Raw genomic sequence first — 24,694 nt, forward strand, 5'->3', positions numbered from 1 at the left:
CACATCCCTTCTACTTCTTTATACCCGCTTCGCTGCTTGACGATGAAGGATCCGCCTGTTTTTTTTCGGAACGCGGCCGATCCCAAAGTAAACGGACCGTTACATAAAAATAAACGGCAGAGATGATATAAAAGAGACTGCCGATCGTCAAAAAATCAATCAGATAACCGGCGGCGATGATGCCGAGCGCCGACCAGAGGGACGTCTTAAAGTGATAGCGGCCGATTGTCCGACCGACCGTTGTCAGAGCGAGTTCCTGCCGGGCGAGAATGGTTTTTTCCGTATTCTTTTGGAATGCCCCGAGTATTCCCATAATGATTTGAATCAGGTAGACGTGACTGATGGACGTGACAATCGGAACATACAATAAAATCAGTGCCATACCGAACGTATGGAAAATCAGCAGGGACCGGTCGCCGAACCGGTCGCTTAAACGACCGATACCGAGATAGGCGAACGCTGACGTCAGCGTGAAGAGACCGTAGGCCAGACCGAACTGGGCATAGGAATCCCCGATTTGCCGGACGAGTAACAAATAAAAGGGGAAAATGATACTGCTGCTCATTAAGGTCATACTTTGAATACGAACAAAAAGTGGATAATTCATCGTTGTCTCCTTACTTCAAATAGTCCAGATAGAATTGGTTCATGAAAAGTCCTTTCGGATCCTGTCGTTGTTTCGCGGCTTTAAAAGCAGCGGCATTCGGATAGGCTGCGGTGAACTGATCGCGTGTCGCAAACGGATAGTACGGCAGGTAGTAACTGCCCTGATGTTCGAGTGTCGCATCGATCAATTTCTGGACGATCCGCTTCGTTTCGTTGATGGATGCCGGATCCGTTTCCGTATTGATCAGCCAGACGAGGGCAAACATATCCTGTTTGGCATAAGACAAGGCGGCCGTTCTATCCTGCTCGACATAGCGGATCGTAATGTTTAAGACATTTAATTCGTCGGTCGTTAAAATCGTCCGCAACTGATCGATATAGGAAACAAACGAATCAACCGGAACAAAATATTCCTGGAGTAACTCCGTCCGGCCGGGACTGGTATATTCCATGAAAGCACTGTCGGACCGCATGACATTATTCCGGGATTCATACGTCCCGCTCTGCTGCAGGAAATACGACTTTTGGAAGGACCACAACTTATTTTTGCCGAAGTCACTGTACCGGGAGAGACCGAGTAAGGCTTTCGGCAGGGCAATGATTGTTTCCTGCTTAAGCGGTTCCTCTTCAATCGGAACCGTTCGTTCGGCTTTATGATAATTCGTCACATACATCTCTTTGAAAAACCCGTCCGGCGCGACGGAAATACGTCCGATATGCATCCGGACGTCAGCATCACCGAGTACATGTTGACGGAAATAAGTCGGATAATCATGATAGTCCAAAGCGACGGTCTGCTCGGTATACCATTCGTCGTCGGTCAGTTTCAGGGTGACATCCAAAATGATGCCGAACAGTCCGTATCCGCCGGGAACGAGGCGGAATAAATCCGCGTTTTCGTTTCGGCTGACATGGACGACGGTACCGTCTGCCTTCAACAGCCGGAAGGAATCGACGGTATCGAGCAGGGAACCGTAGCGGATATCCCGGCCATGGACATTGACGCTGAGGGCACCACCGACCGTAAAGATGTTTTGGGATTGCATGACCTGAACCGCCAGTCCGTCCGGCTGAATCCGCTCCTGAATTTCGGCCCAGGTGATTCCGCTTTGGACTGTAATCCGATGGGTGTCCGGTGTATATGCCAAAATCCGGTCGTAATCCGTCATATCGAGAACTGTCGTATCCGGGAGATAGGTTTGTCCGCCCTGGCTGTGTTGCATACCGGCGACAGAAACGGTTTCCTGCCGCTGTTTTGCTTGTACAACCCAGGACTTGAGATCGTTCGTCGATGTTGCCGAACGAATCTGTTTGACACGGGTCGGGAGTAACTTCGACTGGTCGGAACTAGTCAGGACCGGATGTTGATAAGTCCAAAGTGAAAAACTAAAAACCGTCATATACACTACCATGACGGTACCAACAGCTATTCGTTTCATACATCCTCCTAAGACTTGATTGAGATGTCGACCGGATCAAACGGGTCGGATAAGCGGCTCGCTGCGGCTTCCGCGTCTGCTGCAGCAAGCGGGACAGTGGGAATCATTTGTTGTCGCCGCAAGCGGTAAGCACGCTCGAGGCGGCTCGTCAGTAGATTGGCAAAGAACACGAGCAAAGCCAAAGTGATCGCCGGGACTAAAAACAGATGGTTGATCCAGGAAACGGCCGTGAACTGAAAGAAATAATAACCGAACTGGGAAGCCCATTCAAAAATCGTCGGGGCAGCATTACCTTCGAACAAGACAAGTGTTCCGCCGAAAAATATGCCAAACAACGAGAGATGGATCAGGACCATCAATGTCTGGACAAACTGTTGCATGAAGACAATCGTCAACGTCGGCAACAGGTGCGGCCAGATGTGTGTCCGGAATTGATAGCCCGGACGCCCGCCGAGTGTCCGGGCGACAAGCATGAACTCTTGAGCGAGCAGCTGCCGGGTTTCACCGATGAAATACAGCACGAGTGCCGGTAAACCGAGTAACGTCAAGACACTGATTTCAAGCAAGACCCGTGAGAACGTAGACGGAATCTCGGCGGGATCGACGAACTGGAACGCCGGTAACAGAATGAATAACGCAATCAGCGAAATCGGGAGGATCAAGAAACCGTCTAACAGCAGTCGTAATGCCGTGTACAGCCGTTTCTTCCGAAAAGCAAGCGGGATGCCAATCAGCAGCGCAAGAGCGATTCGGGCGAAAGCGATGCTGACGCAAATACCGATCGTCCACTTGGCACCTTCAATCATCACCTGAAACAAATCATTTCCGGAACGATCCGTCCCGAGCCACCGCTCCGCAGACGGTTCAAGCGGCGAGGTGGCGATAAATGTGCCATCCTTTGAATAGAGATTCTGAATTTGATCGACCTGTCCATCACGAAAGACGGAATTGGCAAAACTGAGTATCAGTAAGGTCCCGAAGAACAGCAGACACATCCAAAAGACGGGGTCACGCAGTAAAACACGTCTCATGAGATCTCTCCTTTCCACGAGCGAGGGATACAAAGTTCTGCCACTGTATCCAAAATGAAAAAGGGTACGTAAATGAGGAGCAACAAGACGAGTAATACCGAAAAATCTTGATTAATCAAGATAAAACGGAACAGTCCCTGGACGTTAAAAGCATACTCGATGACGACCAGGCTCGACAGAATCGTAATGGTGTTGGTCCGGAAAAACAGATAAAACCGATAAAACAGATTGGGCATCAAATGTTGCCAAAACAGTTGGTTCGAGTGCATGCCTTTAGCACGGGCCAACTCCAGATAGCTCGCATGCTGTTCTTCCTGAATCCGGCCGGTCAACCATTTGATGAAGAAAAAGACAGTCGTCAATGATAAGGTCAAAATCGGCAGGAAACGAATCGAGTCTGCGAATCCGCCGGCAATTTCAATTTGATTAAATCCGGTCGTTTTGAATAAAAAAACGATGATGGACTGGGAAACGATGATCCAAAACAAATCGGGAATCATTTCAAGGAGCCGGGCGGATTGTGTCAGGACGGACCGGGTTTTTGATCCGGTCCGGTAAAACAAAAAGGCATAAAGCAACGCCACGACCGATGAACAGATCAGCGCACTGGTGAAAATGACGAGCGTTTCCTGGATGAACGGCTGGAGATCAGGCATCAGCGGTCTTTTTTCAGAAGCGGTGACATTGTAATAAGTCAACGGGGCGGAGGTCGTCAACAGACCGAGCTGTTGTTGGACCATTTTGAAATAGCCCGGAAAATCCGGCCGCATCTGAACGATTAAACCCGGCAGAGCGCTGATCCCGACTAAAACAAGAAAAGCAAAAACAAGTTGAGTAGTTTTACGAATGATAAACGACGACATATTGTTCCTCCTACATTAGCAGTTTAACCGATAGCCTGAATGAGATCATTGCCAATTTGAATCAATTGACTGTTGCGGTGTTTCCGGCGTGTGACATACCGCTCGAATTGTCCGGTCGGAATATAGGTATCCCGCGTCGACAGCGTCGACAGCGTCAATAGGATTTGTTTCAGTTGAGGCTGTCCTTCTTGCAACTTCAAATGAGTCATCCGGTTGTTTACATCCAGATGATTGATGAACAATTCAACCTTACATCCTTCCTTGATCAGTTCACTGACCAGAAAGGCCGTCTGATCAAGGAACGTCTCGAAATTCGTATGCAATCCGTAACCGCTTGGTCCGGACAGATTCAAGGCGAGCGTGAACGTATCCTGGTTACTCGTTTCAAAGACTTTTGCCTGCAACCGGCCGGTCTTCGCTGTCGCATACCAATCAATTTCCTTGGATGGTTCTGACGTATACGGTTTAGCGCCCAGTTGAACCAGTTTGTTTTTCAGCGGTGAGTAGCGATCCGCGCGGTCCCCGATCCGCAGGCGGTTTAACAGGAGCGGTGTCGCCTGTGCCGTCAACGAAGGAAGGACCGTAAATTGAGGAAAGTCATCAAAGGTAAAAAGATAGACACCCATCCGCCAAGGGAGCCGGATGGTTAATGTGAGTTCATCAAAATGAGCCGGTCCCCGCCGCATCGCCTGAATCGGAATCTCGAGTTGTTCGTCCGATTCAATGACGGCGTGATAGGTATGTGGATGAAGCGGGTCCATGTCGGGAAAAATCAGGCCATCTTCCGTATGCAACCGCAGCGTGGTTTTTAACCCCAACTTTTGCAGGGCTTCGAGACCAAAAAGCTGCAGGCGTAATGAGGCCGATTCCTGATTAAACATCAATGGTTCGTAATGTTTCCACTCTAAGGCAATGTCCCGCCGTAATTGTTTTTCGGTCTGACCGACGACATAATGGATGGTTCCAACGGCAGCAAACAGAAAGCCAATCAACGAGAGTCCCGGGATAAATAAGAAGACGAACGTCAAGATGACATAGACGGAAAAGAGCCGGCGCTCGAGCCAAAAAGGAACGGAACGTTCGATGTACATCCTGTCACCCCATTTCGACCGGAACCGGGATATCGTCAAGCAGATGAAGTAACAAATCGGATTTTGTCGTTTTGATACCGCCTTCGAGTGTCAGCGTCAAGCGGTGGGACAACACATGTTTTGCCAAGTATTTGACGTCCTCCGGAATGATAAAATCGCGGCCGCTCAGGAACGCAAAGCTTTGTGATGCCCGAAGCAAAGCAATCGCCCCGCGGGGACTGACTCCGACTCCGACAAGGGCGTGATGACGGGTCGCTTGGACGATGGCGAGCAGGTAATCGAGGACGTCCTGAGAGGCGTGGACACGCCGGGCTTCTTCCTGCCAGGTAATCAGGTCACCGCCTGTTGCGATGCCGATTGCCTGTTTCCGGACATTGGCCAAGACTTCGTTCAACAGTTGCCGTTCGTGTTCAAGATTCGGATAACCGACTTCAATCGCCACCATGAACCGGTCAAGCTGGGCGTCCGGTAGCGGGAACGTTCCGGCGGATTCAATCGGGTTTTGCGTTGCGATGACAAAAAACGGAGCCGGCATCTGATAGGTCGTTCCACCAATCGAGACTTGGCGTTCTTCCATCGCTTCGAGCAGAGCTGACTGGGTGCGCGGGACAGCCCGGTTGATTTCATCGATCAACACAACGTTCGCGAACAGCGGTCCGCGTTTGTTCTCAAATTCCTGTGTTTTCATGTTAAAGAAGTCGGAGCCGATGACATCAGATGGCAGGAGGTCCGCTGTGAACTGAATCCGGGAAAAGGCACTGTCAAAACTGTTGGCAAGAGCTTTCGCGAGCATCGTCTTCCCGGTCCCCGGCACATCTTCGAGCAGAATATGGCCTTCGGCAATCAAGGCCGTTAAACACAAATCGATGACATCGGACTTTCCCAGATAAATCGTATTGAGCTGGTCTTTTAATTGTTGTAGTTTCACTATGTACGCCTCCATATCATGAAATAAAATTCAAACAGCTGTTTTTATCAGAAATCCAGAAAATACATCATCTTAAGGAAAAAATATCCAATAATATTAACTGAATTTTAGCACAAATTGAAAACAAGAAGAAACTATTTTCTGATTCAGGAAAAAAGACCGGACGATTACGGGCTGAAAGGGAAGGGTAGTTGAATAAGAGAACAGATAAAGGGAGGCAGTTTGTATGAAGCTGATTATTTTCGGAGCGACCGGACAAACCGGACAGGAGTTGGTCAAACAGGCAATCGCCCACGGGCATACGGTGACGGCATTCGTTCGCAATCCGGATAAACTCGAATTGACGGACGGGAAATTGCACGTCATCGAAGGGGATGTACTTAATCAGGAAGTGGTCAATCAAGCCATGCAGGGACAAGAGGCGGTGCTGACAGCCCTCGGAACCGAGAGTCTGTCTTACAGCGGCTTTCTCGAGCGGAGTCTCTTACGAATCGTGAACGCGATGAAGGTGAATGGCGTCGACCGGATCGGTTATGTCGCTTCTGCCGGAGTCGATCAGGAGCTTCCGGGTGCACAAGGATTACTTGCCCAACAAATTCTCAAGAATCCGTTAAAGGATCACCGGCAGGCGATTGAACTGTTGAAACAGGCCGATGTAGCGTATACGGTCGCGCGACCGCTTCGATTGATGAACGGTCCGTTGACCGGTTTGTATCGTCAGGCGGACAATGGTGTCCCGGAACAGGCGAAGCAAATCAACCGGGCAGACGTCGCCCACTTTTTGCTCGAAGCGATTGAGCAGGGGGAACATGTCCGGAGCAGCGTCGGACTGGCCGAATAAGAAAAGCCGATTTTCAAAGGACGGAAAAAGTCCTTCGGAAATCGGCTTTTTGTATGCACTTTACTGCTGGCGGTATACGGAAACCGAGCCGCCGTTGACGAAGAATTGACCGTAGCCGTCCTGATTGATCGTGACGGAAGCGGTGTTGTTACCGGTGATGTCCGTCCAGACTTCACCTTTGTTTTGAAGACCGACATACATCCATTTACTGCCGCCCGGACCGTCCGACAGAATCGTTGCAAGACCAGATTTCGCCCGGTCGGTCACACCTTCACGCGTCCAGCCGATCACGTCCGCATTGTCGAGATAATCATTTTGTTTTCCGAAGGCAAAGTCTTTCCGCGCTTTTAACAACGGATCGATTTTAGAGGCAAGCGCCGGAATTTCACGGTTCGAAGTGCCTTTTGTCCCGTAGTAATCGCCGTAGAAGACCGACGGATATCCTTGTTCACGTGTCAGAATCATGGCGTAAGCAAGCGGTTTGAACCATGACTGTACCGTTGACTCGAGCGACTGTCCGGGTTGGGAATCATGGTTTTCGACGAGTGTGACGGCCTGGACGGGATTCGTTTTGACAAGTGTGCCGTCAAAGATCGTCCGCATGTCATAATAGCCGCCGCCTTTACTTGCCTGCTCGAACTTGTAGTGGAGCGGGGCATCGAAGACCGATTGCTGATAGTTCGTCCGGCTCAAATAGTTTTGCAGCGTTCCGAGGTCGTTCTGCCAATATTCAGCCACCGTGAATAACGGTTTTCCGGTCGTCTGACGGACGTTTGCGAGCCAGTCGGCAAGGTAACCGTGTTTGATATGTTTGACGGCATCGAGACGGAATCCGTCGAGACCGAGTTCGTTGACATACCATTTGCCCCAGTTCTTCATTTCCTGCTGGACTTCCGGATGATCGAAATCAATATCGGCATACATCAGGTAATCATAGTTTCCGTTCTCGGTCGAGACATCGGTATCCCACGCTTTTCCGGTCCCACGGAATTTATAGATGGCACTTTTCGAACGGGATTGATCCCAGTCCGTTCCGTCGAAGTGATACCATTTCCATTTAAAGTTCGAATAGGTATTGTTCCGCGCGGCGAAATCAAATCCGGTCCAGGCTTGAATTTGATAGTCACCCGAGATTTCCTGGTTCCGGTTGCTGCCGTTTACTTCGACGGCTGTGACGGCTTCCGTGAAATCCGCTCCGCCTTTATGGTTCATAACGACATCCCCGTAGACATCGATGCCGGCTGTATGTAGTTGATTGATGGCCGTTTTGAGTTGAGCTTTCGTTCCGTATTTCGTCCGGACGGTTCCTTTTTGATTAAATTCGCCGAGATCGTATAAATCATAAGCTCCGTAACCGACATCATTTTGTGTGGTTCCTTTATAAGCGGGCGGAATCCATACAGACGTGATTCCGAGTTGATCGAGTTTCGTTGAATCACTGCCGAGACGATTCCAGTGGTTGCCGTCATTTGGAACGTACCATTCAAAATACTGCATCATCGTACCGTTATCCGCTGTCGCACCCACTGCAATCGGTTGCACAAGTGGCGCTAAAAAAGTGGCGGTCGCGAGTGTCGCGACAATCAAGCGTTTTTGTTTCATGAAAAGACCTCCTGTAAGTTTATGAAAGCGTTTGCATTTATAGTATAGCAAGTCTTGAAAGTTGCTGTATCACCCGTGGCGTTTATTTCTGAACATCTTGTTTTCGTGACTTTTGAACCTGGAATATTTTTTAAAGAGAAGAATAACTGGTCGGTTGACCTGTTCTAAAGAAAAAAACAGGACCATCGGACTCTTGAACAACCGAATGAATTTTGATTCAGTTTCTTTTCGGGGATTTCAAGGTCTTTTGTCCAGCTTCTCAGATGTGAAAGGAGGTGTGAAAATGAGGAGGTAAGACGAGCACATACATATGTAACCAAGGGGGAAACACAGTATGAATTGGAAGTCGAAAATCAGCGGGGCGCTTGTCGCGGCACTTGCACTTGGGTCAATTTCGTTTACACCGGTCATTGCTAAGACAGAACCGACCAAAATCGTTGCCGGACCGCAGATGGTCACGTCACAATCGACGATCGACGCATATTATCTGCCGGCGTCAGGTAAAACAGGAGCGGCATTAAAAGCCTCGTTACATGACATCATTGATAACCATACACAAGTATCGTACGACACGGTCTGGACTGCTCTGAAGGAAACGGACCAAGATCCGAACAATGCGAATAATGTCATTGAACTGTACACGGGGAAATCGATTGCGAAGAGCAATAACGGCGGGAACGTCGGTCAATGGAACCGTGAGCACGTCTGGGCGAAGTCGCACGGTGATTTCGGAACAAGCAACGGACCGGGAACGGATCTGCATCATCTGCGGGCGGAAGACGTTGTTGTCAACAGTGCCCGGGGGAATCTTGATTTTGATAACGGCGGCACGAAGTATGCCGGTTGTGACTGCTACCGTGACAGCGATTCATGGGAACCGCCGACACGTGTCAAAGGCGATATCGCACGTATGATCTTCTATATGGCTGTCCGCTATGAAGGCGGCGGTGAAATTGATTTGGAAGCATCAGAAAATGTCAGCAATGGCACGAATCCACTTCACGGAAAACTGTCGACATTAAAAGCCTGGAATAAGCTGGATCCGGTCGATGCGACGGAAATCAGACGCAATGACATCATTTTTGAAAAGTGGCAAAAAAACCGGAATCCATTTATCGATCATCCGGAATACGTGACATCAATTTGGGGAAATTAATGTCAGACAGATCTGAAAGAGGGACACACCGATTTTTTTCGGACGTGTCTCTTTTTTTGACTGAGAAAACGATGTGAAACCTTTTTTTAGATCCGGCGTATAAAAAGAAGTGAAAATTAAACGGCAGGACTTTTACCACTGAGGGGATAGCATAATGAAAAAAGCGATGAAACGCATCGGAGGACGTTTTTATAAGACTGGTCTTGGGCTGCTTCTGTTGCTCGCTGTCTTTTGGTTCAGTATTGGCTGGTTCGTCGCGAAAGGAGAACGGCCGCTTGCAAACGGCAAACATCCATATGTCATCGTGCTTGGAGCCGGTGTCAAAGGAGAGACACCCTCGTTGATTTTAAGTAACCGGATTGAAGCGGCTGCCCGGTACGGAAAGCAGTTCCCGGATACGACATTCATCTTAAGCGGCGGACAAGGAGACGGAGAAGCGATTTCAGAAGCGGAAGCGATGCGGCGCGGGATGATTCAAGCAGGAATCAGCGAAGAACGTTTATTGCTTGAAGATCAATCGACTTCGACGACCGAAAATCTGACTTTCTCAAAACGGCTGTTGCCGGCATCCGAAAACCGTGTCTCGATCGTGACGTCGGACTTTCATTTGTACCGGGCCCGGAAAGAGGCAGCGCAAATGAATCTGAAGACCAACGCGATTCCTGCTGCGACACCACTGTCCGGTGTACTGCGTTATGGTATGCGGGAACGTGTCGCGATTGTCGTAAAATATTTTCAATGAAAAACACCTTTCCGTTACTCGGAAAGGTGTCGTCGAATTTATTTGTTGAGTTGCGAATCATTTGACTTAGAGTCATCTTGATTAGAATCGTTTTGATGAGTAGTGTTCGGTTGATGCTCAGGAGGTGCTTCTTCTTTTCCGAGCGCCACATCTTTTGCTTCAACGACTTTGCTGCTGATGGAGTTTAGGTCACCTTTCGCTTCATTGACAGTCTCTTTGACCGATGAAGCGTCTGATTTGACCGTATCGAGTTCTGTGTTGACTTTATCGTAGACGTTTTGAACGTCTGATGCGACTTCTTGAATGATGCTTGAAGCGCTCTTCACTTGGTTGATGACTTGTGATGCTTTGCCAGACGGATCTTCTTTAATCGATGAAGCAAGCGTCGAGACCGAGTCTTTCGCGCCACGTAGGCTTTGCTTCGTATTTTGACGGCTCGAAGAACTGAGTAACGTCAGGAGACCACCGACGACTGCGCCAAGCAGCATTCCTGTAAGTAAACTGACTTGACGACCAGATGAAGTTTCCTGATCGAACTGACGGTTCGGGTTTTCAGCGTGGACGGCATGTGGATCGTTTGGTAAGTTTGGTTGCATGATTGACACTCCCTTAGAATATGATTTGACCATGATAGGAATATACCCTTATCTCACAACTAAAAACATGCATTTGTAATACAACAAAAAGACCATCCAATGATATGATGGTCTGAGACAGTCTGATTGTCTTACGGTCGATGTTCATCATCGTGTTTTTCAGATAATTTACGGTTGATTTCATCGTAATCAATTTCGATGTCATCTTTATTGCCTTTGTAGCCGTAACCCTTTGAAATCACGAGGATTGAAGCGACTAAGACGAAGACGATGATTAGAATGGAGACGACATAAAGCCACATGATCCATTCCTCCTTTCATTCTTCTTTAGTATGACGGAAAAAGCATCTTTCGTCTAAACGAAAATGTAAATTGTATGCTAAACTATTTTCAATGAATATATGGATAGAGTGAGGTGACAACATGAGTATACTGGTCGTAGATGATGAGTTTACGAATTTGATGATTTTAGAACGTTTGCTTGAAAACGAGGGGTACGATGTCGTCAAAGCGATGAGCGGGGAAGAAGCGCTGGAGCTGATGGAAGATCCATTGTTCATCGAAACACTGGATGTTGTATTACTTGACGTCGAAATGCCCGGAATCAGCGGTATCGATGCGACCCGCTTAATTCGTAAACGCTTTGGTTTGGATGAGTTGCCGATCGTCATCGTATCCGGCCGATCAAATGAAGAGGATATTGCGGACGGACTGGATGCCGGTGCTTCCGACTATACGACGAAGCCGATCCGGAAAACGGAACTGTTGGCCCGTGTCCGGAACGCCATGTCACTCAAACAAGCGATCGACGCCCGAAAACGGTATGAAAAGGTATTGCAGGAAGACTTTGATTTAGCACAAAAGTTGCAACAGAGTGTCCTGAGTGCCAATATCGAGGACGAAGACATCCGGATTATGGCGACGTACATTCCGTCGAAAAAACTGGCGGGTGATATGTATGCCTGGTACCGGATTTCGCCGCAAAAATACGGGATCATTCTGTTTGATGTCATGGGACATGGTGTATCCTCCGCTTTGATCACGATGGGGATGAGTTCGATTTTATTTGAGCTCGTACATCGCATCGGCGATCCGGCGAAAGTCCTTGAGGAGTTAAACAAACAGATGAGCCGCCTGTTCCCGGGCGATGAAACGGAGATTTATTTTACGGCCGTGTACTTGTACATCGAACTGGATGAAATGAAACTCAGTTATGCCAATGCCGGACATCCACCGGGCTTGTTACGGATGGGAAATCAAATCATTCCGCTTGAGAATACGGGACTGCCGGTCGGAATGTTCGAAGATTCGGAGTATACAAGCCAAACGATTGACCTCGTTTCGCCAGGTTGTGTCTACTTGTATACCGACGGCTTCATGGAGTTATACAGTAAAGGCATTGATGAAGGCATCAGTGCCATCCGTGAATTGATTCACGAGCAGGGTCCTGCCATCCATCAATTGATTCAACCGGATCAAAGTGATGATGCGGACGATTTATGTCTCGTGACCGTCGAAATTAATTAAATGAAACAAAAAACCACGTTCCTTTGATGAACTTAGCCGGAGAGAGCTGAAGAGACAATCGTCTCCGAACTCTTTTTCAAACTAAAGCATTCAAAAGGAAGTGGTTTTTTAATTTTTTTACGACTTTGAAGGAGTTCAACTAAAAGAAACGGCGGCGCCATAAAATAAAGGCTGCCAGCCCCGAGAAGAAAATCATCATGCCGAAGACAATCCAAAAGCCGATGACTTCGCCTTCCCACGGTACATGCACGTTCATCCCGAACATTCCGGAAATCATCGTCGGAATCGAGATGACAATCGTGATGGAAGCGAGAAACTTCATGACGAAGTTGACGTTGTTCGAGATGACAGAACCAAACGTATCCATCGTCGAACTGATGATATCTTTATAGATTTGGGCCATTTCCATAGCCTGCCGGTGTTCAACGAACACATCTTCGAGTAAGTCTTCGTCGTCTTCATGTTTCTCAAGACTCGGCGTTTTGATGATTCGATCGAGTACGCCGTCGTTTGACTTCAAGGAAGTCATGAAGTACACAAGTGATTTTTGTAAGTTCATTAATTGGAAAATTTCTTGATTTCGCATGGAACGTTGCAGTTCTTCTTCGAGCTCATCCATTCGACGGTCAATCTGCCGCAGGAATCGAAGATACGACGAACTGACTTTATAGAGGATCTGAAAGACGAACCGGGAACGGTAATTCGTCCGGAACGCCCGGAGTTTTCCCCCTGAGAACAACGTCAAGACATCCAGCTGTTGCGAACAGACAGTGATGAAGTGTCTTGAGGTCACGATGATACCAAGTGGAATCGTATTGTAACGGCGTCCGGATGATTCTTCTTCGATATAAGGAACGTCGACGATCATCAACAAACCTTCATCATCTTTCTCAAAACGAGGTTTTTCCTCGACATCAAGCGGGTCATAAATAAAATCCTCAGGAATTTTCGTAGCAGCGATGACTTGATCGGCTTCGTCTTTTGTCGGATTGACAAGATGAATCCAGGAACCTTTCGTAAACTCCTGAATTTCGTTGACTGCCCCCGTCACATCACTTCGATAAATCGTCAACATTGTCTATCCCTCCTGCTCTTCACTTTTTTATTATAGGAATACTCTATAGACCGTGTAAATGATTCTCCGATTTTTTTTTAAGACGATTAATGATAATATAGAAAAAGAGGAGGGGAAAAGATGCCTTTTTTTAATGAAAAGAAGTTAGCGGAACTGCGTTTGATTGCCGGCGGCGATGACGTATTCTTGCAAAAAATCGGTGAGACGTATATTGCCCAGTTTGATCGGAAATTTCCGGAATTAAAGGAAGCGGTCGAAGCAAAAGATGCCGAACAGACAGAAAAAATTAGCTCATTTACTTAAGGGTGCCTCCTATTCCGTTGCGGCGGATGACTTAGCGGATGACTTTGAATTGCTGGAAAAAGAGGCTGAGACAGGCTCAGTCGAGAATGCGGCCGGTGTTTTGACCCGGATTGAAGACTGCATGACAGGGTTCAGAAAAACTTGGCTGAATGTATTTCTCGGAAAAAAACAGTGATTTTGTTTAAAATAAAAGAGATTTAAAAAAACCGTTTCCTGATCAGACAGGAGACGGTTTTTTTGTTTAGGAAAATAGTGATTACAGGACGTATGTATCGACGGTTTCGATCAATCGACCGATTTCCGGCTTTGTAATCTGGGCGTTGACACCAACAGACTCGCCTTTATGGCGGAGGTCATCCGAAATCAAGGACGAGAAGACAACGATCGGTAAATCCGTGTAACGGTCATCTTCACGTAATCGTTTCGTCAAGTGCAGTCCATCCATTTTCGGCATCTCGATATCGGTGATCAAGAGATCACAGTTGCTGCCTGCCTCAAACGCATCGAAGGCATCCTTACCGTTGATAAACCACTTCAAGCCGTCATAACCGGCTTCTTCTAACGTTTCGATGATTAACGTCCGGAGCATTTCCGAATCTTCCGCAATCCAAATGGTTTTATTGGAGCGGTTGCGGGGCGAAACACGACGGCCTTCTTCGCGGGCGAAGATATCCTTGCGTGACAGCTCGAGCGCAATTTTCTCGTAATCGAGCAAGATGATCATCTTATCTCCCGTCTTAACGACACCATTCGTTAATCCTTCGATGCCTCGGGCGAGTTCATTCGGCGTATCAATCTGTTCCCACGAAATACGGCGGATTTCCGTTACAGAATCGACGCGGAGGACACTTTTTTCACCGTTAAACTCACAGATGATCAACCGGTCATCTGTCGTTTCCTCATGGGCGACACCGATGACCGTCGGTAAGTCGATGACCGTCATGACTTCACCGCGTAGTTCAATCAGACCTTTGACGGCATCCGGTGTGCCGGGGAGTGGTGTCATCGGTAACGGAACGATGATTTCCCGGACTTTCATGACATTGATGCCGAACGTGTAAGGTCCGCAATGAAAAATAACGATTTCCAACTCATTTGTTCCAGCTTCTAATAAAATATCGTGTTGATTGTACACGTAATCGAGCCCCTTTCCATCCTGCACTACACTTCTGACTAGTTATCGGCAGAAAAAAGCAATTCTTCCACCGTAAAAAGAATAAAAAAGTTGTTGAAATCGCTTTCATTTTATGTTAAGCAAAAAGTTTGGCATTTGTCTGACCAATTGATTACAATAGGCTATGCAGCCACACACTGAAGTGAGAGAGAAAAAATAAATGGAGGTCGAGTGGAATGACTACAGCAACAACATACACATACTTATTAGACGGGCAATGGCAGGAAAGTGAATCCAATGAAACCATTGAAATTTCTTCACCTTATAAAGAAGATACAGTCGGTCGTGTTCAAGCGATGACAAAAACAGAAGTAGACCGGGCAATCGCGTCTGCTAAAACAGCACAGGCAGAATGGGCGAAAGTCCCTGCCAATAAACGCGCTGAATTGCTCCATGCTTGGGCAACAGAACTTGAAAAGCGTGCGAGCGAGATTGGCGAAGTCATCATGCGTGAAGTCGGTAAAGGGCTAGCTGACGGAATTAAAGAAGTCAAGCGGACGGCAGAAATCATCCGTTACACAGCAGAGGAAGGTCTTCGTTTTGACGGTCAAATGATGCAAGGGGACTCGTTCCCGGGCGGAAGTGCGAAAAAAATCGCCATCATCAAAAAAGCGCCGCTTGGTGTCATCCTTGCAATTTCACCGTTTAACTACCCGGTCAACCTGGCAGCAGCGAAACTGGCACCTGCTTTGATGACAGGAAATGCCGTCGTCTTCAAACCGGCAACACAAGGTTCGATCAGTGGGACGTTAATGGTCGAAGCCCTTGTCGCAGCAGGATTGCCGTCAGGTCTCGTCAACCTCGTGACTGGACGCGGTTCAGTCATCGGAGATTATTTGACGGCTCACCCGGGCATCAACATGATTACCTTCACAGGCGGAACAGCGACAGGACAACACTTGTCACGTCAATCAGCGATGATTCCGCTCGTCCTCGAACTCGGCGGAAAAGATCCGGCGCTTGTTCTTGAGGATGCCGATTTGTCATTAGCGGCAGACCACATCATCAGCGGTGCGTTCTCGTACTCCGGTCAACGCTGTACAGCCATCAAACGGGTCTTCGTTCTTGAACCACAGGCGGATGCGTTGGTAGAAGAGTTATCAGCCCGGATCGCGAAATTGACAGTCGGTTCACCGGAAGACGAAAGTATTGTCGTGCCGTTGATTGATACAAAATCAGCTGATTTCGTTGAAGGTTTGATTACAGATGCGAAAGAAAAAGGCGCAACGCTTGTCACAGGCGGCAACCGGACAGCGAACTTGATTGAGCCGACATTATTTGACCATGTGACACGCGATATGCGAATTGCATGGGAAGAACCGTTCGGACCGGTCTTACCTGTCATTCGTGTCAACTCGGTTGAAGAAATGATCGCGTATGCGAACGAATCGGAATACGGTCTTCAAGCAAGTGTCTTCACGGAAAACATCGATGCAGCATTCAGTGTCGCGGATGCGCTTGAAACAGGTTCTGTCCAAATCAACGGTCGGACGGAACGTGGTCCCGATCACTTCCCGTTCATCGGCGTTAAATCATCGGGTCTTGGCGTTCAAGGTGTCGGACGAAGCCTCGCTTCAATGACACGTGATAAATTAACAGTGCTTAACTTAAAATAAGATAGTTTGATCAAAGCGACCTTTCAATCTGCGGAAAGGTCGCTTTTTTGCATCCAACGGACAGTATCCTGCGTATTCTTTTTAAAGGTTTAACGGTTTGAGGGCGACAAAGTTTGCCGCTGCCGCTTCTTTCTCTCTATAATGAAGGAAACCATCCAGAGAGAAGAGGGGTTTACCGATGCGACAAGAGGATGAAATCTTTACTTTACCGATTCCGACACCATTCCCGGTCGGAGATATCAATTGTTATGTGTTACGGACCGATTCGGAAAATATTTTAATTGATTGTGGTCCGGATACGGAACAAGCCTGGCAAGCGATGCAGGAAGGTCTTCAAAAAATCGGATTGACGGTTTCGATGCTTGATAAAGTGATCGTGACCCACCACCATGCGGATCACGCGGGGCTTGCCTACCGTTTTTCTGAACAGGGGATTCCGATTTATGGACATGCGCGACTGCGTCCCTACTTAGAACAAGACCAAGCCTTTTTGAGCAGAGGGGATGACTTCCTGCAACGGCTGGCCTTGTCGTTCGGAGTACCGGACGACATACGGGCACTTTTACCGAGTTACTTATCGGCATTAAAATGGCTGGGCAAAGGACAACTTGATCATGTCCTGCAGGAAGGGGATGCGATCACGGCGTCAGGCACGTACCGGATCATTGAACTTCCGGGGCATGCGAGCGATCAAATCGGCATTCTCAGTCAATCGGGTGTTCTGTTTGCAGCCGATCATCTGTTGGCGCGCGTCGAACCGAATCCGTTGCTGGAGCAGCCGCAGCCGGGAGATGAATCGGATATGAAACGACCGGTCCTCGCGTACATGCGCTCCCTCCGTAAACTGCAGGGCGAACAGATTCAGATTGCCTATACCGGGCACGGCGAACCGATTCGCGATGTCCCGTCTTTAATCGAAGAACGTCTGTTACAACGGAAAGCGCGCGGTGAACAGTTGTTGAAGCATATCACAGGTTCAAAAACGCTGTTTGAGCTTGCGCAAGTGACGTACGGGAACCGGTTGAAGAAATCGTTCCCGCTTGTCATGAGTGAGATGAAAGCTCGTCTCGACTACCTTGTAGCCAGCGGACAGATCGTTGTCGAAAAACAAGACGGAATTTTACGGTATATGAGAAAGGGCAGTGCGCATGAATCTCATCAATAAGACGGTCGTCTTGACCGGTGCCTCGAGCGGTCTTGGGGAAGCACTCGCTTACGAGCTGAACCGGCACGGGGCAAATTTGATTTTAGTCGCCCGGCGGGAAGATCGGCTCCAACAGATGGCGAAAACTCTTCAGGCGGAATACATCGTTTACGATTTAGAACATTCACCGGAGCGTCTGGCTGATCAAATCGCCGACCGGTATGGCATGATTGATGTACTGATCAACAATGCCGGGTTTGGGGAGTTCAGTTTTTTGAAGGACACGACGATTGAAACCATTGAATCGATGAACCGGGTCAACGTTTTGGCTCCGATCCGGTTGACGAAAGCCTGTCTTCCGCTGTTTCGTCCGCACGGCATGATTGTCAACGTGGCAAGTCAGGCCGGAAAGTTACCTACACCGAAGTCGAGCATTTATTGCATGACGAAAGCAGCGTTATATCAGTTTTCAAATGCATTGCGTCTCGAACTGAAGCCGCAGGGTCTTCATGTCATGACGGTCAATCCGGGACCGATTGCGACGGAATTTTTTGTCCGGGCGGATCTCAGCCGGAAATACGAAAAGAACGTTGCGAACATCGTCCTGTCAAAAGAAAAATTAGCACGAACGGTGACGCGGGCCATGGTCCGGGAAAAACGCGAGGTGAATGCGCCGTTTTGGATGGAAGGTTCGGCAAAGGCCTACGGATTGTTTCCGCGGGTCATTGAATGGCTCGGGAAGTCAGGCTTCGATAAAAAATAAAGGAGATTTTCACACATGATAAAACAGATGACTGCCATCGCAGCAACAGGACTGCTGCTTGCCGGATGTGCCTCTCCGGCAGCACCGGTCCAAGAAAAAGTATTAGGATCGTCCTATACGTCGATTGCGAAAGACGCTAATGCGACGACCGTCCGGATGTATATGTGGGGCGGCGATGAGGGGATCAACGCTTATATCGATGAATACGTGGCGCCAAAATTAAAAAAAGAGCACAAGATTACATTGAAGCGGGTTCCGATTGAAACGGCTGACTTGATTCAAAAACTGCGGGCGGAAAAGAAAGCCGGGAAAGAAACGGGTGTCATCGATGTCGTCTGGATTAACGGCGACAACTTCCGGAACGCTAAAAAGGACGGCTTGTTATACGGTGAAATCACAAAAGTGTTGCCGAACATGAAATACGTCGATCCGCAGGCACAAGGATCGGACAGCGGAACACCGACGGATCATCTCGAAGCCGCGTGGGGTAAAGTTCAATACACGTTCCACTACGATCAAGCCAGTGTCAAAAATCCGCCCCAAGACTTGCAGGAACTCAAAAGCTGGGTCAAAGAAAATCCCGGCAAATTCACGTATCCGGAAGTGACGGACTTTACGGGGAATGCGTTTGTCCGACACGTCATGTACGGGCTCGAGTCAAAAGAGACGTTAAAGGACCCGAAAGCGGACTTTAAGAAAACATGGTCGTATTTAAACGAATTGAAGCCTTATTTATGGAAAGAAGGCAAAACGTATCCGAAGACGCTCGCTCAGCTGGACCAACTGTATGCCAAAGGAAGTGTCGCCTTCACGATGGGCTTTAACGAACGACGGGCGGAACAGGAAGTGAAGTCAGGGACATTCCCGAAAGAAACACGTCCGCTGATCTTAAAAGACGGTTCAATCGCATCGACCCACTTCCTGTCGATTCCGTTTAACGCACCGAATCCGAATGGAGCACTCGTTACGATTAATACGTTATTGTCACCGGACGCCCAACTCAAGAAATTCGACGGCACTTACTGGGGAGACGGAACGAGCCTCGATTTGACGACGGTAAGCCAGAAGGAACAGCAGGCGTTTGAAGAGGTTCCGGCGGCGGAATCGACACCGAAACCGGCGGCATTTGAGGGGAAAGTCCGTGCTGAACTTGATCCGGCCATCTTTGATATGATTCGGAAAGACTGGCCGGAACGTGTGGCGCGGTAATGCCTGGCCAGCAACGCTGCTGATTGCCGGCATGGTCGGATATGGTCTGTTCATCAGTCTTTCGATGACGACTTGGGGAGATTACAAGCAATTGTCCGCAGATCCGGTATTTTTGGAAAGTGTCGGCATCAGTCTGTATGTCGCAGTCAGCAGTACCGTACTGGCTGTATTGATCGGGGCAGGATTGGCCGGAATTTTTGCGAAACAGACGGGATGGGCTGCGCAAATCCTGGCCGTCCCGTTATTTTTGCCCCATCTTGGTGCAGCCTATCTAGCCATTCTTTACCTGAGTGATTTCCCGGTCATTGGTCCGCACGAGGTGAATCAATTTAGTATCATCTTGACGTATCTCTACAAGGAAATCCCGTTTGTCTTTTTCTATTTACTGCCGGTCTATCGGCGTCTCGACCATCGCTATGAAGAACTGGGATTGATGCTCGGTTTGTCACGGATGAAACGGTTTTGGCACGGAAAAGGGGTATTTTTGCTGTTTCCTGTTCTGGAAGCAGCCTTTATCGTTTTTGCCTTCACCCTGTTTGCTTACGAAGTCCCGGCGTTGCTCGGTGTGACGTATCCGAAGCTGATTGGTGTCTATACGTTTGATTTGTATACGCAGGGCGATTTGTCGCGTCAACCGGAAGCATTTGCCATCAGTGTCCTCTTGACCGGCCTTCTGTTTTTACTGCTATTGCTGTTCACACGAATGATTCGTCCGTTAACGGAACGGATCAGTAAGGGGCGGATCGAATGAGGAGACGGATCATAACAGGAGTGACAGGATTCCTGATCCTCGTTCCGTTGTTCGGATTGATTCCGTCCACCTGGACTTGGAATCCGCGGTTGTTTGAAACCTTGGCAACGACGATTTCGATGATTGTTGCCTTGACGCTGCTCAATCATTCGATCGGCTATATTACTGGAAAGGCAATTGCGTTTCGCGCGGGACGACTCATCCGCTCGATGGAACTATTGATCAGTTTACCGCTCTTTTTACCGGTTTTGTTATTGTCGTTTGGTCTTTATCTGACCTGGATCCGGTTAGGACTTGCCGATCAATTTGTCGGAGTGTTGCTGGTTTTACTGCTTCCAACGTTACCGTATACGATTCGGATCTATACGAATGCGTTTCAGGCACTGGGGGAACAGATGATGGAACAGATGGTGTTGATTGAACCGAGCCGTATAAAACGATTTGTTTTTTTGACAGGCCCGATGATGCGTTCTGCCATCCAATCCGTCACTCTGCTCGTAACGGTCATTGCCTTGAGCCAATATGCACTCGTCACCCTGATCGGAGGCGGTGTCGTTCAAATGATTGCGCTTGAAGCGTTTCCGCTGTATTCCGGAAATTCTTTGATTGCAGCGAAAGAAGCGACGATCTGGCTGCTTGTTTTACCGTTTTTGATTTATTTTGTGCAACTCATGCTGCTCGAAGCATGGGTGCGATTAGTTCGGAGGCTGTTAGATGGACGTTACGATTCAGCACGTCAATAAACGATTTGGTCAGAAACAAGTCTTGCAGGGCATTGATTTACGCATTACGTCGGGGCAATGTGTCGCTTTGGTCGGTCCGAGCGGAAGCGGAAAAACAACACTGCTGCGATTGATTGCAGGTCTTGAGAAAGTATCGGACGGAACCATCCGTTTCGGAGAGATCGATATGACACATGCCGCTCCGAATCAACGGGGTGTGACAATGTTGTTTCAACGTCCGTTACTGTTTCCTCATTTGACGGTCGCTCAAAATATCCGTCTTGGTATGGCAAAAGGTCATCATGGGGATTTGAAACAATGGTTGGAGAAAGTCGGATTAGCCGGACGGGCAGATGCTTTTGTCCATGAACTGTCCGGTGGAGAACAACAACGGGCCAGCCTTGCCCGGGCGTTGGCCAGCGGTCCGAATTTTCTGTTGCTCGACGAACCGTTCTCGAGTCTCGATTTACCACGCCGCCGCGAACTGCGGACGCTAATCCGGCGCTTGACGGTCGCCAAAGGCGTGACGACGTTACTTGTGACGCACGACCGTGAGGAAGCGATGGCGATGGCGGATTATGTCTACGTAATGGAACAAGGACAAATCATTGATCAGGGACATCCGGTTAAATTGGCGGAAAAAAGTCCGTTTTTCGGAGACGGTGTGTACCTGGACGGTGATTGGTATCCTTTATCGGAAGTGAAGTTGGTCTTAAGACCGACGAATGGATTACAGGAACATGTTACGATTACGAAAGAGCTGACGCAGTACGGTGTTCGTTTTTATGAAGTCGAACGCGAGACAGGTGAGCGTCTTGTTGTTCAAACGATAGAGACGTTCCTCGAAAACGTGACAGCTTATCTTGTGAGGAAGGAGGGGTAGCATGTTAGATACACGCGCGAGAAGAGTCGTCCAGCCCCTTTTTGAGCAGATGGCGACCTTATTAAAGAAGATGGGGCTTTCTGCCAACCAGGTCACCATCATTTCCGGCATCATCGGTGCCTCGACCGGTTTCTTTGTGTATAACGATATGACGGGAATTGCAATTTTATTATTATGGCTGTCCGGAGCACTCGATGTCGTCGATGGAACGATGGCACGCCGGGAAAAAACGACACCGATCGGGACGATTCTCGATTTAGTGCTCGACCGGATTGTGGAATTATCCGTTCTGATCGGAATTGCCTTACGTTTTCCGGAGACGCAAGTCGTCATTTTATTACTCGTCGCCTCATTCGTGATTGGTATGACGATGTTTCTTGCGATTGGAGCGGTCAGCGAAAATTATGGATTTAAGTCATTCCAGTATCAACCGGGCCTCGTCGAACGGACGGAAGGATTCCTTTTTCTGACTGCGATGTTACTGTTTCCAAGCGCCATCATCTGGATTGCGATCCTCTTTTTGATTGCTGAATTGTATACGGTCGGCGAGCGGTTTTATCAAGCTTCGAAGGTGTTGCGATGAGCGAATCAGAACAGTTGATGGTCGTTGATTCCACCGGTCAACCGCTGTATCCGGCAACCCGCAAGAAAATCCACCATGAGGGGTTGTGGCATGAGACGTTTCATTGTTTTGTCATCAATCTGGAGGAAGGCCACGTGATCTTGAAACAACGGGCGAAACAGAAAAAAGATTTCCCGGAGCTGATTGATATTACGGCTGCCGGACATTTGCTCGCAGGTGAGACGCCGAGGGATGGAATCCGCGAACTCGAAGAAGAGATCGGTCTCGTCCGGCAGTTTGAGCAACTGTTTCCACTGGGCGTCTTCTTGGAAGAGTTGATACTCGAGGACTTAAAAGATCGTGAACGTGTCCATCTGTTCCTGACGGATGAATCGATGCCGCTCGAACGTTACGTGTTGCAAACAGAAGAAGTCAGTCGATTGATTGCCTTACCATTTTCCGAGTTTGACCGGCTGGCAGACGAGACAGCAGAAACGTTTAAGACCGTGGATCAAGAAATCATCCGCCGCGATCAATTCGTCCTGCATCCGTCTGCCTACTTTAGACGTGTGAATGAAGGAATTCAAGCATATCGTGTCCAACAGACATAACGAAAGGGCTGTCATGCATTTTTATGCGACGGTCCTTTCGTTTTTTTACGGTAAAGCTAGGCGAAAAGTAGCATAATGGGCATTTCTTTGAGATAATTAACAATATATACATTTGATGAAAGAAGGTGCAGCCAGTGGCGTTACGATTTGCATTGCTCGGACTGCTAACTCAGGGAGAAGCGACCGGATATGATTTAAGTACGACGTTCAAAAAGCAGATGACTCATTTTTGGACGGCGCATCATACACAAATTTACCGTGAATTGTTGAAAATGGAAGAAGATCGGCTTGTGACCAGTGTGTACATCGTTCAAGAAGACTTACCCGATAAAAAGGTCTATTCGATTACGGAAGAAGGACAAACGGCACTTGTCGCCTGGTTGCGTGCGCCAAGTGAGTTCAAGCCGAAGATGAAAGATGAAAACTTGATGCGGGTGTCCTTGCTGCATCTGTTGCCGCCGGATGAAGCGATTTTGTATTTGGAAGAATCGAAGCGGCATCATCAGTTTGCCGTCGATATGATGAAGATCTGGCGGAAAGATCATTTGGAAAATGGGGCAACGCTTGGGGAAACTTTGACGAGTGAATACGGCTTACGCATGATGCTGAATTATCTCGACTGGTGTGATTGGGCGATGGAAGAAATAAAGAAAAGTCAGGCGAATGTCTGAACCATACAGTGATATCATCAATCCTTTGTCAAAACAGGGGATTGTTTTTTTTTGCGTCGTCAAAAGAGCATTCGAGACAGACGATATGGTACAGTAAATGAATTATAAAGGGATTAGAGGAGGACTACGAACGTGAGTGTACCAGCGTTTTTTATTTCTGCTGAAAATAAAATTTAGAAATGTTCATATTTTTTTACCGTTCTTTTTTACACTTTTATATTCCTACGTATAATGATTGGTGTAAGGTACAAAACAAGAGGAGATGCAAAAAAATATGAAGATTTCTGCTGTTTATTTTAGAAAATGACGACATGATGAAGACATTTTAGATAAGGATTTATTTGATAGACATAAATCGATTTTGATTCCGATTGCAAAAAGTTATGGTGACTATAATGTATATGAAGAAATTGAGTCAGGCTCCGACGATAGCCGTTTACAGTTTAAATTATTAACCTCTAATCTTCATAAATACGATAGAATTATTGCGATGGATATTGATCGATTATCTCGTTCGAATTTGCACTTACAACTTATTAAACAAGATTTTGCGCTTCATAGTATTGAACTTGTACTTCCAAATGCAATTTATAATTTTAAAAATGATGCTGATTTATTTAGTTACGATTTACAAAGTATGTTGGCTGAATATGAACATCGATCTATTAAAAAAAGACTAGAAATGGGAACAATGATTGCCGTAAATCAGGGTAAATTTTTAAGAAGACCTCCGTATGGATATGTTAAAGATAAAAAAATTTTCTTCATGTAGATAAAAAAGAAGCTGA

General features: G+C 47.8%; 28 protein-coding genes. 17 read left to right on the forward strand and 11 right to left on the reverse strand.

Annotated elements, in window-relative coordinates; translation table 11 throughout:
- Window positions 1–10 precede the first annotated feature (10 nt).
- The 6 genes from N7U64_RS09215 to N7U64_RS09240 are packed head-to-tail and all read right to left on the reverse strand — an operon-like array spanning window position 11 to window position 5,958.
- Window positions 11–607, reverse strand: a complete 597-nt coding sequence (locus N7U64_RS09215) for an MFS transporter (RefSeq protein WP_318929528.1) — start codon at window positions 605–607, stop codon at window positions 11–13.
- A 10-nt stretch (window positions 608–617) separates the two neighbouring features.
- Window positions 618–2,045, reverse strand: a complete 1,428-nt coding sequence (locus tag N7U64_RS09220; protein WP_318929531.1) for an FAD-binding oxidoreductase — start codon at window positions 2,043–2,045, stop codon at window positions 618–620.
- A gap of 8 nt (window positions 2,046–2,053) precedes the next feature.
- A complete protein-coding gene (locus tag N7U64_RS09225; protein WP_318929532.1) occupies window positions 2,054–3,076 on the reverse strand; it encodes an ABC transporter permease in 1,023 nt (340 codons plus the stop codon).
- A complete protein-coding gene (locus tag N7U64_RS09230) occupies window positions 3,073–3,939 on the reverse strand; it encodes an ABC transporter permease subunit (RefSeq protein ID WP_318929533.1) in 867 nt (288 codons plus the stop codon). Before N7U64_RS09230 ends, N7U64_RS09225 begins: the two co-directional genes overlap by 4 nt.
- A gap of 23 nt (window positions 3,940–3,962) precedes the next feature.
- Window positions 3,963–5,030, reverse strand: coding sequence for a DUF58 domain-containing protein (locus N7U64_RS09235; RefSeq protein ID WP_318929535.1), 1,068 nt, complete (start codon window positions 5,028–5,030; stop codon window positions 3,963–3,965).
- Between the two features lie 4 nt (window positions 5,031–5,034).
- Window positions 5,035–5,958, reverse strand: a complete 924-nt coding sequence (locus tag N7U64_RS09240; RefSeq protein WP_318929537.1) for a MoxR family ATPase — start codon at window positions 5,956–5,958, stop codon at window positions 5,035–5,037.
- A gap of 226 nt (window positions 5,959–6,184) precedes the next feature.
- Between N7U64_RS09240 and N7U64_RS09245 the strand changes: the two genes are divergently transcribed.
- Entirely contained in the window at window positions 6,185–6,799 is a 615-nt protein-coding gene (locus N7U64_RS09245) for an NAD(P)-binding oxidoreductase (protein WP_318929539.1), read from the forward strand.
- Window positions 6,800–6,859: 60 nt separating this feature from the next.
- On the opposite strand, the gene amyS is transcribed toward N7U64_RS09245, so the two are convergent.
- Entirely contained in the window at window positions 6,860–8,401 is a 1,542-nt protein-coding gene (gene amyS / locus N7U64_RS09250; protein WP_012369880.1) for an alpha-amylase, read from the reverse strand.
- 334 nt (window positions 8,402–8,735) lie between these two features.
- On the opposite strand from amyS, the gene N7U64_RS09255 reads away from it, so the two are divergent.
- Together N7U64_RS09255 and N7U64_RS09260 are read left to right on the forward strand one after the other, a co-directional pair.
- Window positions 8,736–9,557 (forward strand): endonuclease I family protein, encoded by an 822-nt coding sequence (locus N7U64_RS09255; RefSeq protein WP_214766008.1) that lies wholly within the window; start codon window positions 8,736–8,738, stop codon window positions 9,555–9,557.
- A 154-nt stretch (window positions 9,558–9,711) separates the two neighbouring features.
- Entirely contained in the window at window positions 9,712–10,299 is a 588-nt protein-coding gene (locus tag N7U64_RS09260; protein ID WP_318929542.1) for a YdcF family protein, read from the forward strand.
- Between the two features lie 38 nt (window positions 10,300–10,337).
- Here N7U64_RS09260 and N7U64_RS09265 read toward each other — a convergent pair whose 3' ends face one another.
- Together N7U64_RS09265 and ytzI are read right to left on the reverse strand one after the other, a co-directional pair.
- A complete protein-coding gene (locus N7U64_RS09265) occupies window positions 10,338–10,895 on the reverse strand; it encodes a hypothetical protein (protein ID WP_318929544.1) in 558 nt (185 codons plus the stop codon).
- Window positions 10,896–11,026: 131 nt separating this feature from the next.
- Window positions 11,027–11,197, reverse strand: a complete 171-nt coding sequence (gene ytzI, locus N7U64_RS09270) for a YtzI protein (RefSeq protein WP_012369884.1) — start codon at window positions 11,195–11,197, stop codon at window positions 11,027–11,029.
- A 121-nt stretch (window positions 11,198–11,318) separates the two neighbouring features.
- Between ytzI and N7U64_RS09275 the strand changes: the two genes are divergently transcribed.
- Window positions 11,319–12,422, forward strand: a complete 1,104-nt coding sequence (locus N7U64_RS09275) for a PP2C family protein-serine/threonine phosphatase (RefSeq protein WP_012369885.1) — start codon at window positions 11,319–11,321, stop codon at window positions 12,420–12,422.
- 139 nt (window positions 12,423–12,561) lie between these two features.
- On the opposite strand, the gene N7U64_RS09280 is transcribed toward N7U64_RS09275, so the two are convergent.
- Window positions 12,562–13,497: a magnesium transporter CorA family protein gene (locus N7U64_RS09280; RefSeq protein ID WP_012369886.1), complete on the reverse strand. Its 936-nt coding sequence runs from the start codon at window positions 13,495–13,497 to the stop codon at window positions 12,562–12,564.
- Between the two features lie 120 nt (window positions 13,498–13,617).
- On the opposite strand from N7U64_RS09280, the gene N7U64_RS09285 reads away from it, so the two are divergent.
- Both N7U64_RS09285 and N7U64_RS09290 read left to right on the forward strand, forming a co-directional pair.
- Window positions 13,618–13,800 carry a hypothetical protein gene (locus N7U64_RS09285; protein WP_318929548.1) on the forward strand — a complete coding sequence of 61 codons (183 nt, stop codon included), beginning with the start codon at window positions 13,618–13,620 and terminating at the stop codon, window positions 13,798–13,800.
- Window positions 13,763–13,975 carry a hypothetical protein gene (locus N7U64_RS09290; protein WP_318929549.1) on the forward strand — a complete coding sequence of 71 codons (213 nt, stop codon included), beginning with the start codon at window positions 13,763–13,765 and terminating at the stop codon, window positions 13,973–13,975. The genes N7U64_RS09285 and N7U64_RS09290 overlap by 38 nt, the downstream gene beginning before the upstream one ends.
- 81 nt (window positions 13,976–14,056) lie before the next feature.
- Here N7U64_RS09290 and N7U64_RS09295 read toward each other — a convergent pair whose 3' ends face one another.
- Window positions 14,057–14,935 (reverse strand): chemotaxis protein CheV, encoded by an 879-nt coding sequence (locus N7U64_RS09295; protein WP_214765352.1) that lies wholly within the window; start codon window positions 14,933–14,935, stop codon window positions 14,057–14,059.
- A 215-nt stretch (window positions 14,936–15,150) separates the two neighbouring features.
- Here N7U64_RS09295 and N7U64_RS09300 point away from each other — a divergent pair, with 215 nt between their 5' ends.
- The 11 genes from N7U64_RS09300 to N7U64_RS09350 all read left to right on the forward strand — a co-directional run bounded on the left by N7U64_RS09300 (window position 15,151) and on the right by N7U64_RS09350 (window position 24,678).
- On the forward strand, window positions 15,151–16,590 hold the full coding sequence (locus N7U64_RS09300) for an NADP-dependent glyceraldehyde-3-phosphate dehydrogenase (RefSeq protein WP_318929550.1): 1,440 nt from the start codon (window positions 15,151–15,153) through the stop codon (window positions 16,588–16,590).
- Between the two features lie 178 nt (window positions 16,591–16,768).
- Complete coding sequence (locus N7U64_RS09305) at window positions 16,769–17,755, forward strand: MBL fold metallo-hydrolase (RefSeq protein WP_318929552.1); 987 nt, start codon at window positions 16,769–16,771, stop codon at window positions 17,753–17,755.
- Complete coding sequence (locus N7U64_RS09310) at window positions 17,739–18,497, forward strand: SDR family NAD(P)-dependent oxidoreductase (RefSeq protein ID WP_214765348.1); 759 nt, start codon at window positions 17,739–17,741, stop codon at window positions 18,495–18,497. The genes N7U64_RS09305 and N7U64_RS09310 overlap by 17 nt, the downstream gene beginning before the upstream one ends.
- 15 nt (window positions 18,498–18,512) lie before the next feature.
- Complete coding sequence (locus tag N7U64_RS09315) at window positions 18,513–19,706, forward strand: ABC transporter substrate-binding protein (RefSeq protein ID WP_318929555.1); 1,194 nt, start codon at window positions 18,513–18,515, stop codon at window positions 19,704–19,706.
- The gene (locus N7U64_RS09320) at window positions 19,693–20,457 is read left to right on the forward strand and encodes an ABC transporter permease (RefSeq protein ID WP_318929557.1); all 765 of its coding nucleotides are present in this window, start codon (window positions 19,693–19,695) and stop codon (window positions 20,455–20,457) included. The genes N7U64_RS09315 and N7U64_RS09320 overlap by 14 nt, the downstream gene beginning before the upstream one ends.
- Window positions 20,454–21,200 (forward strand): ABC transporter permease, encoded by a 747-nt coding sequence (locus tag N7U64_RS09325; protein ID WP_318929559.1) that lies wholly within the window; start codon window positions 20,454–20,456, stop codon window positions 21,198–21,200. Before N7U64_RS09320 ends, N7U64_RS09325 begins: the two co-directional genes overlap by 4 nt.
- Window positions 21,172–22,062 (forward strand): ABC transporter ATP-binding protein, encoded by an 891-nt coding sequence (locus N7U64_RS09330; RefSeq protein ID WP_318929561.1) that lies wholly within the window; start codon window positions 21,172–21,174, stop codon window positions 22,060–22,062. Before N7U64_RS09325 ends, N7U64_RS09330 begins: the two co-directional genes overlap by 29 nt.
- Window position 22,063: 1 nt before the next feature.
- Entirely contained in the window at window positions 22,064–22,645 is a 582-nt protein-coding gene (locus N7U64_RS09335) for a CDP-alcohol phosphatidyltransferase family protein (protein ID WP_012369896.1), read from the forward strand.
- Complete coding sequence (locus N7U64_RS09340; RefSeq protein ID WP_318929564.1) at window positions 22,642–23,235, forward strand: NUDIX hydrolase; 594 nt, start codon at window positions 22,642–22,644, stop codon at window positions 23,233–23,235. The genes N7U64_RS09335 and N7U64_RS09340 overlap by 4 nt, the downstream gene beginning before the upstream one ends.
- Window positions 23,236–23,369: 134 nt before the next feature.
- The gene (locus N7U64_RS09345; RefSeq protein WP_318929565.1) at window positions 23,370–23,906 is read left to right on the forward strand and encodes a PadR family transcriptional regulator; all 537 of its coding nucleotides are present in this window, start codon (window positions 23,370–23,372) and stop codon (window positions 23,904–23,906) included.
- A gap of 361 nt (window positions 23,907–24,267) precedes the next feature.
- A complete protein-coding gene (locus N7U64_RS09350) occupies window positions 24,268–24,678 on the forward strand; it encodes a recombinase family protein (protein ID WP_318929567.1) in 411 nt (136 codons plus the stop codon).
- The last annotated feature ends 16 nt before the right edge of the window (window positions 24,679–24,694 follow it).

The organism is Exiguobacterium sp. K1 (assembly GCF_033721435.1).
In the GTDB taxonomy this organism is placed as follows: Bacteria; Bacillota; Bacilli; order Exiguobacteriales; family Exiguobacteriaceae; genus Exiguobacterium_A; species Exiguobacterium_A artemiae.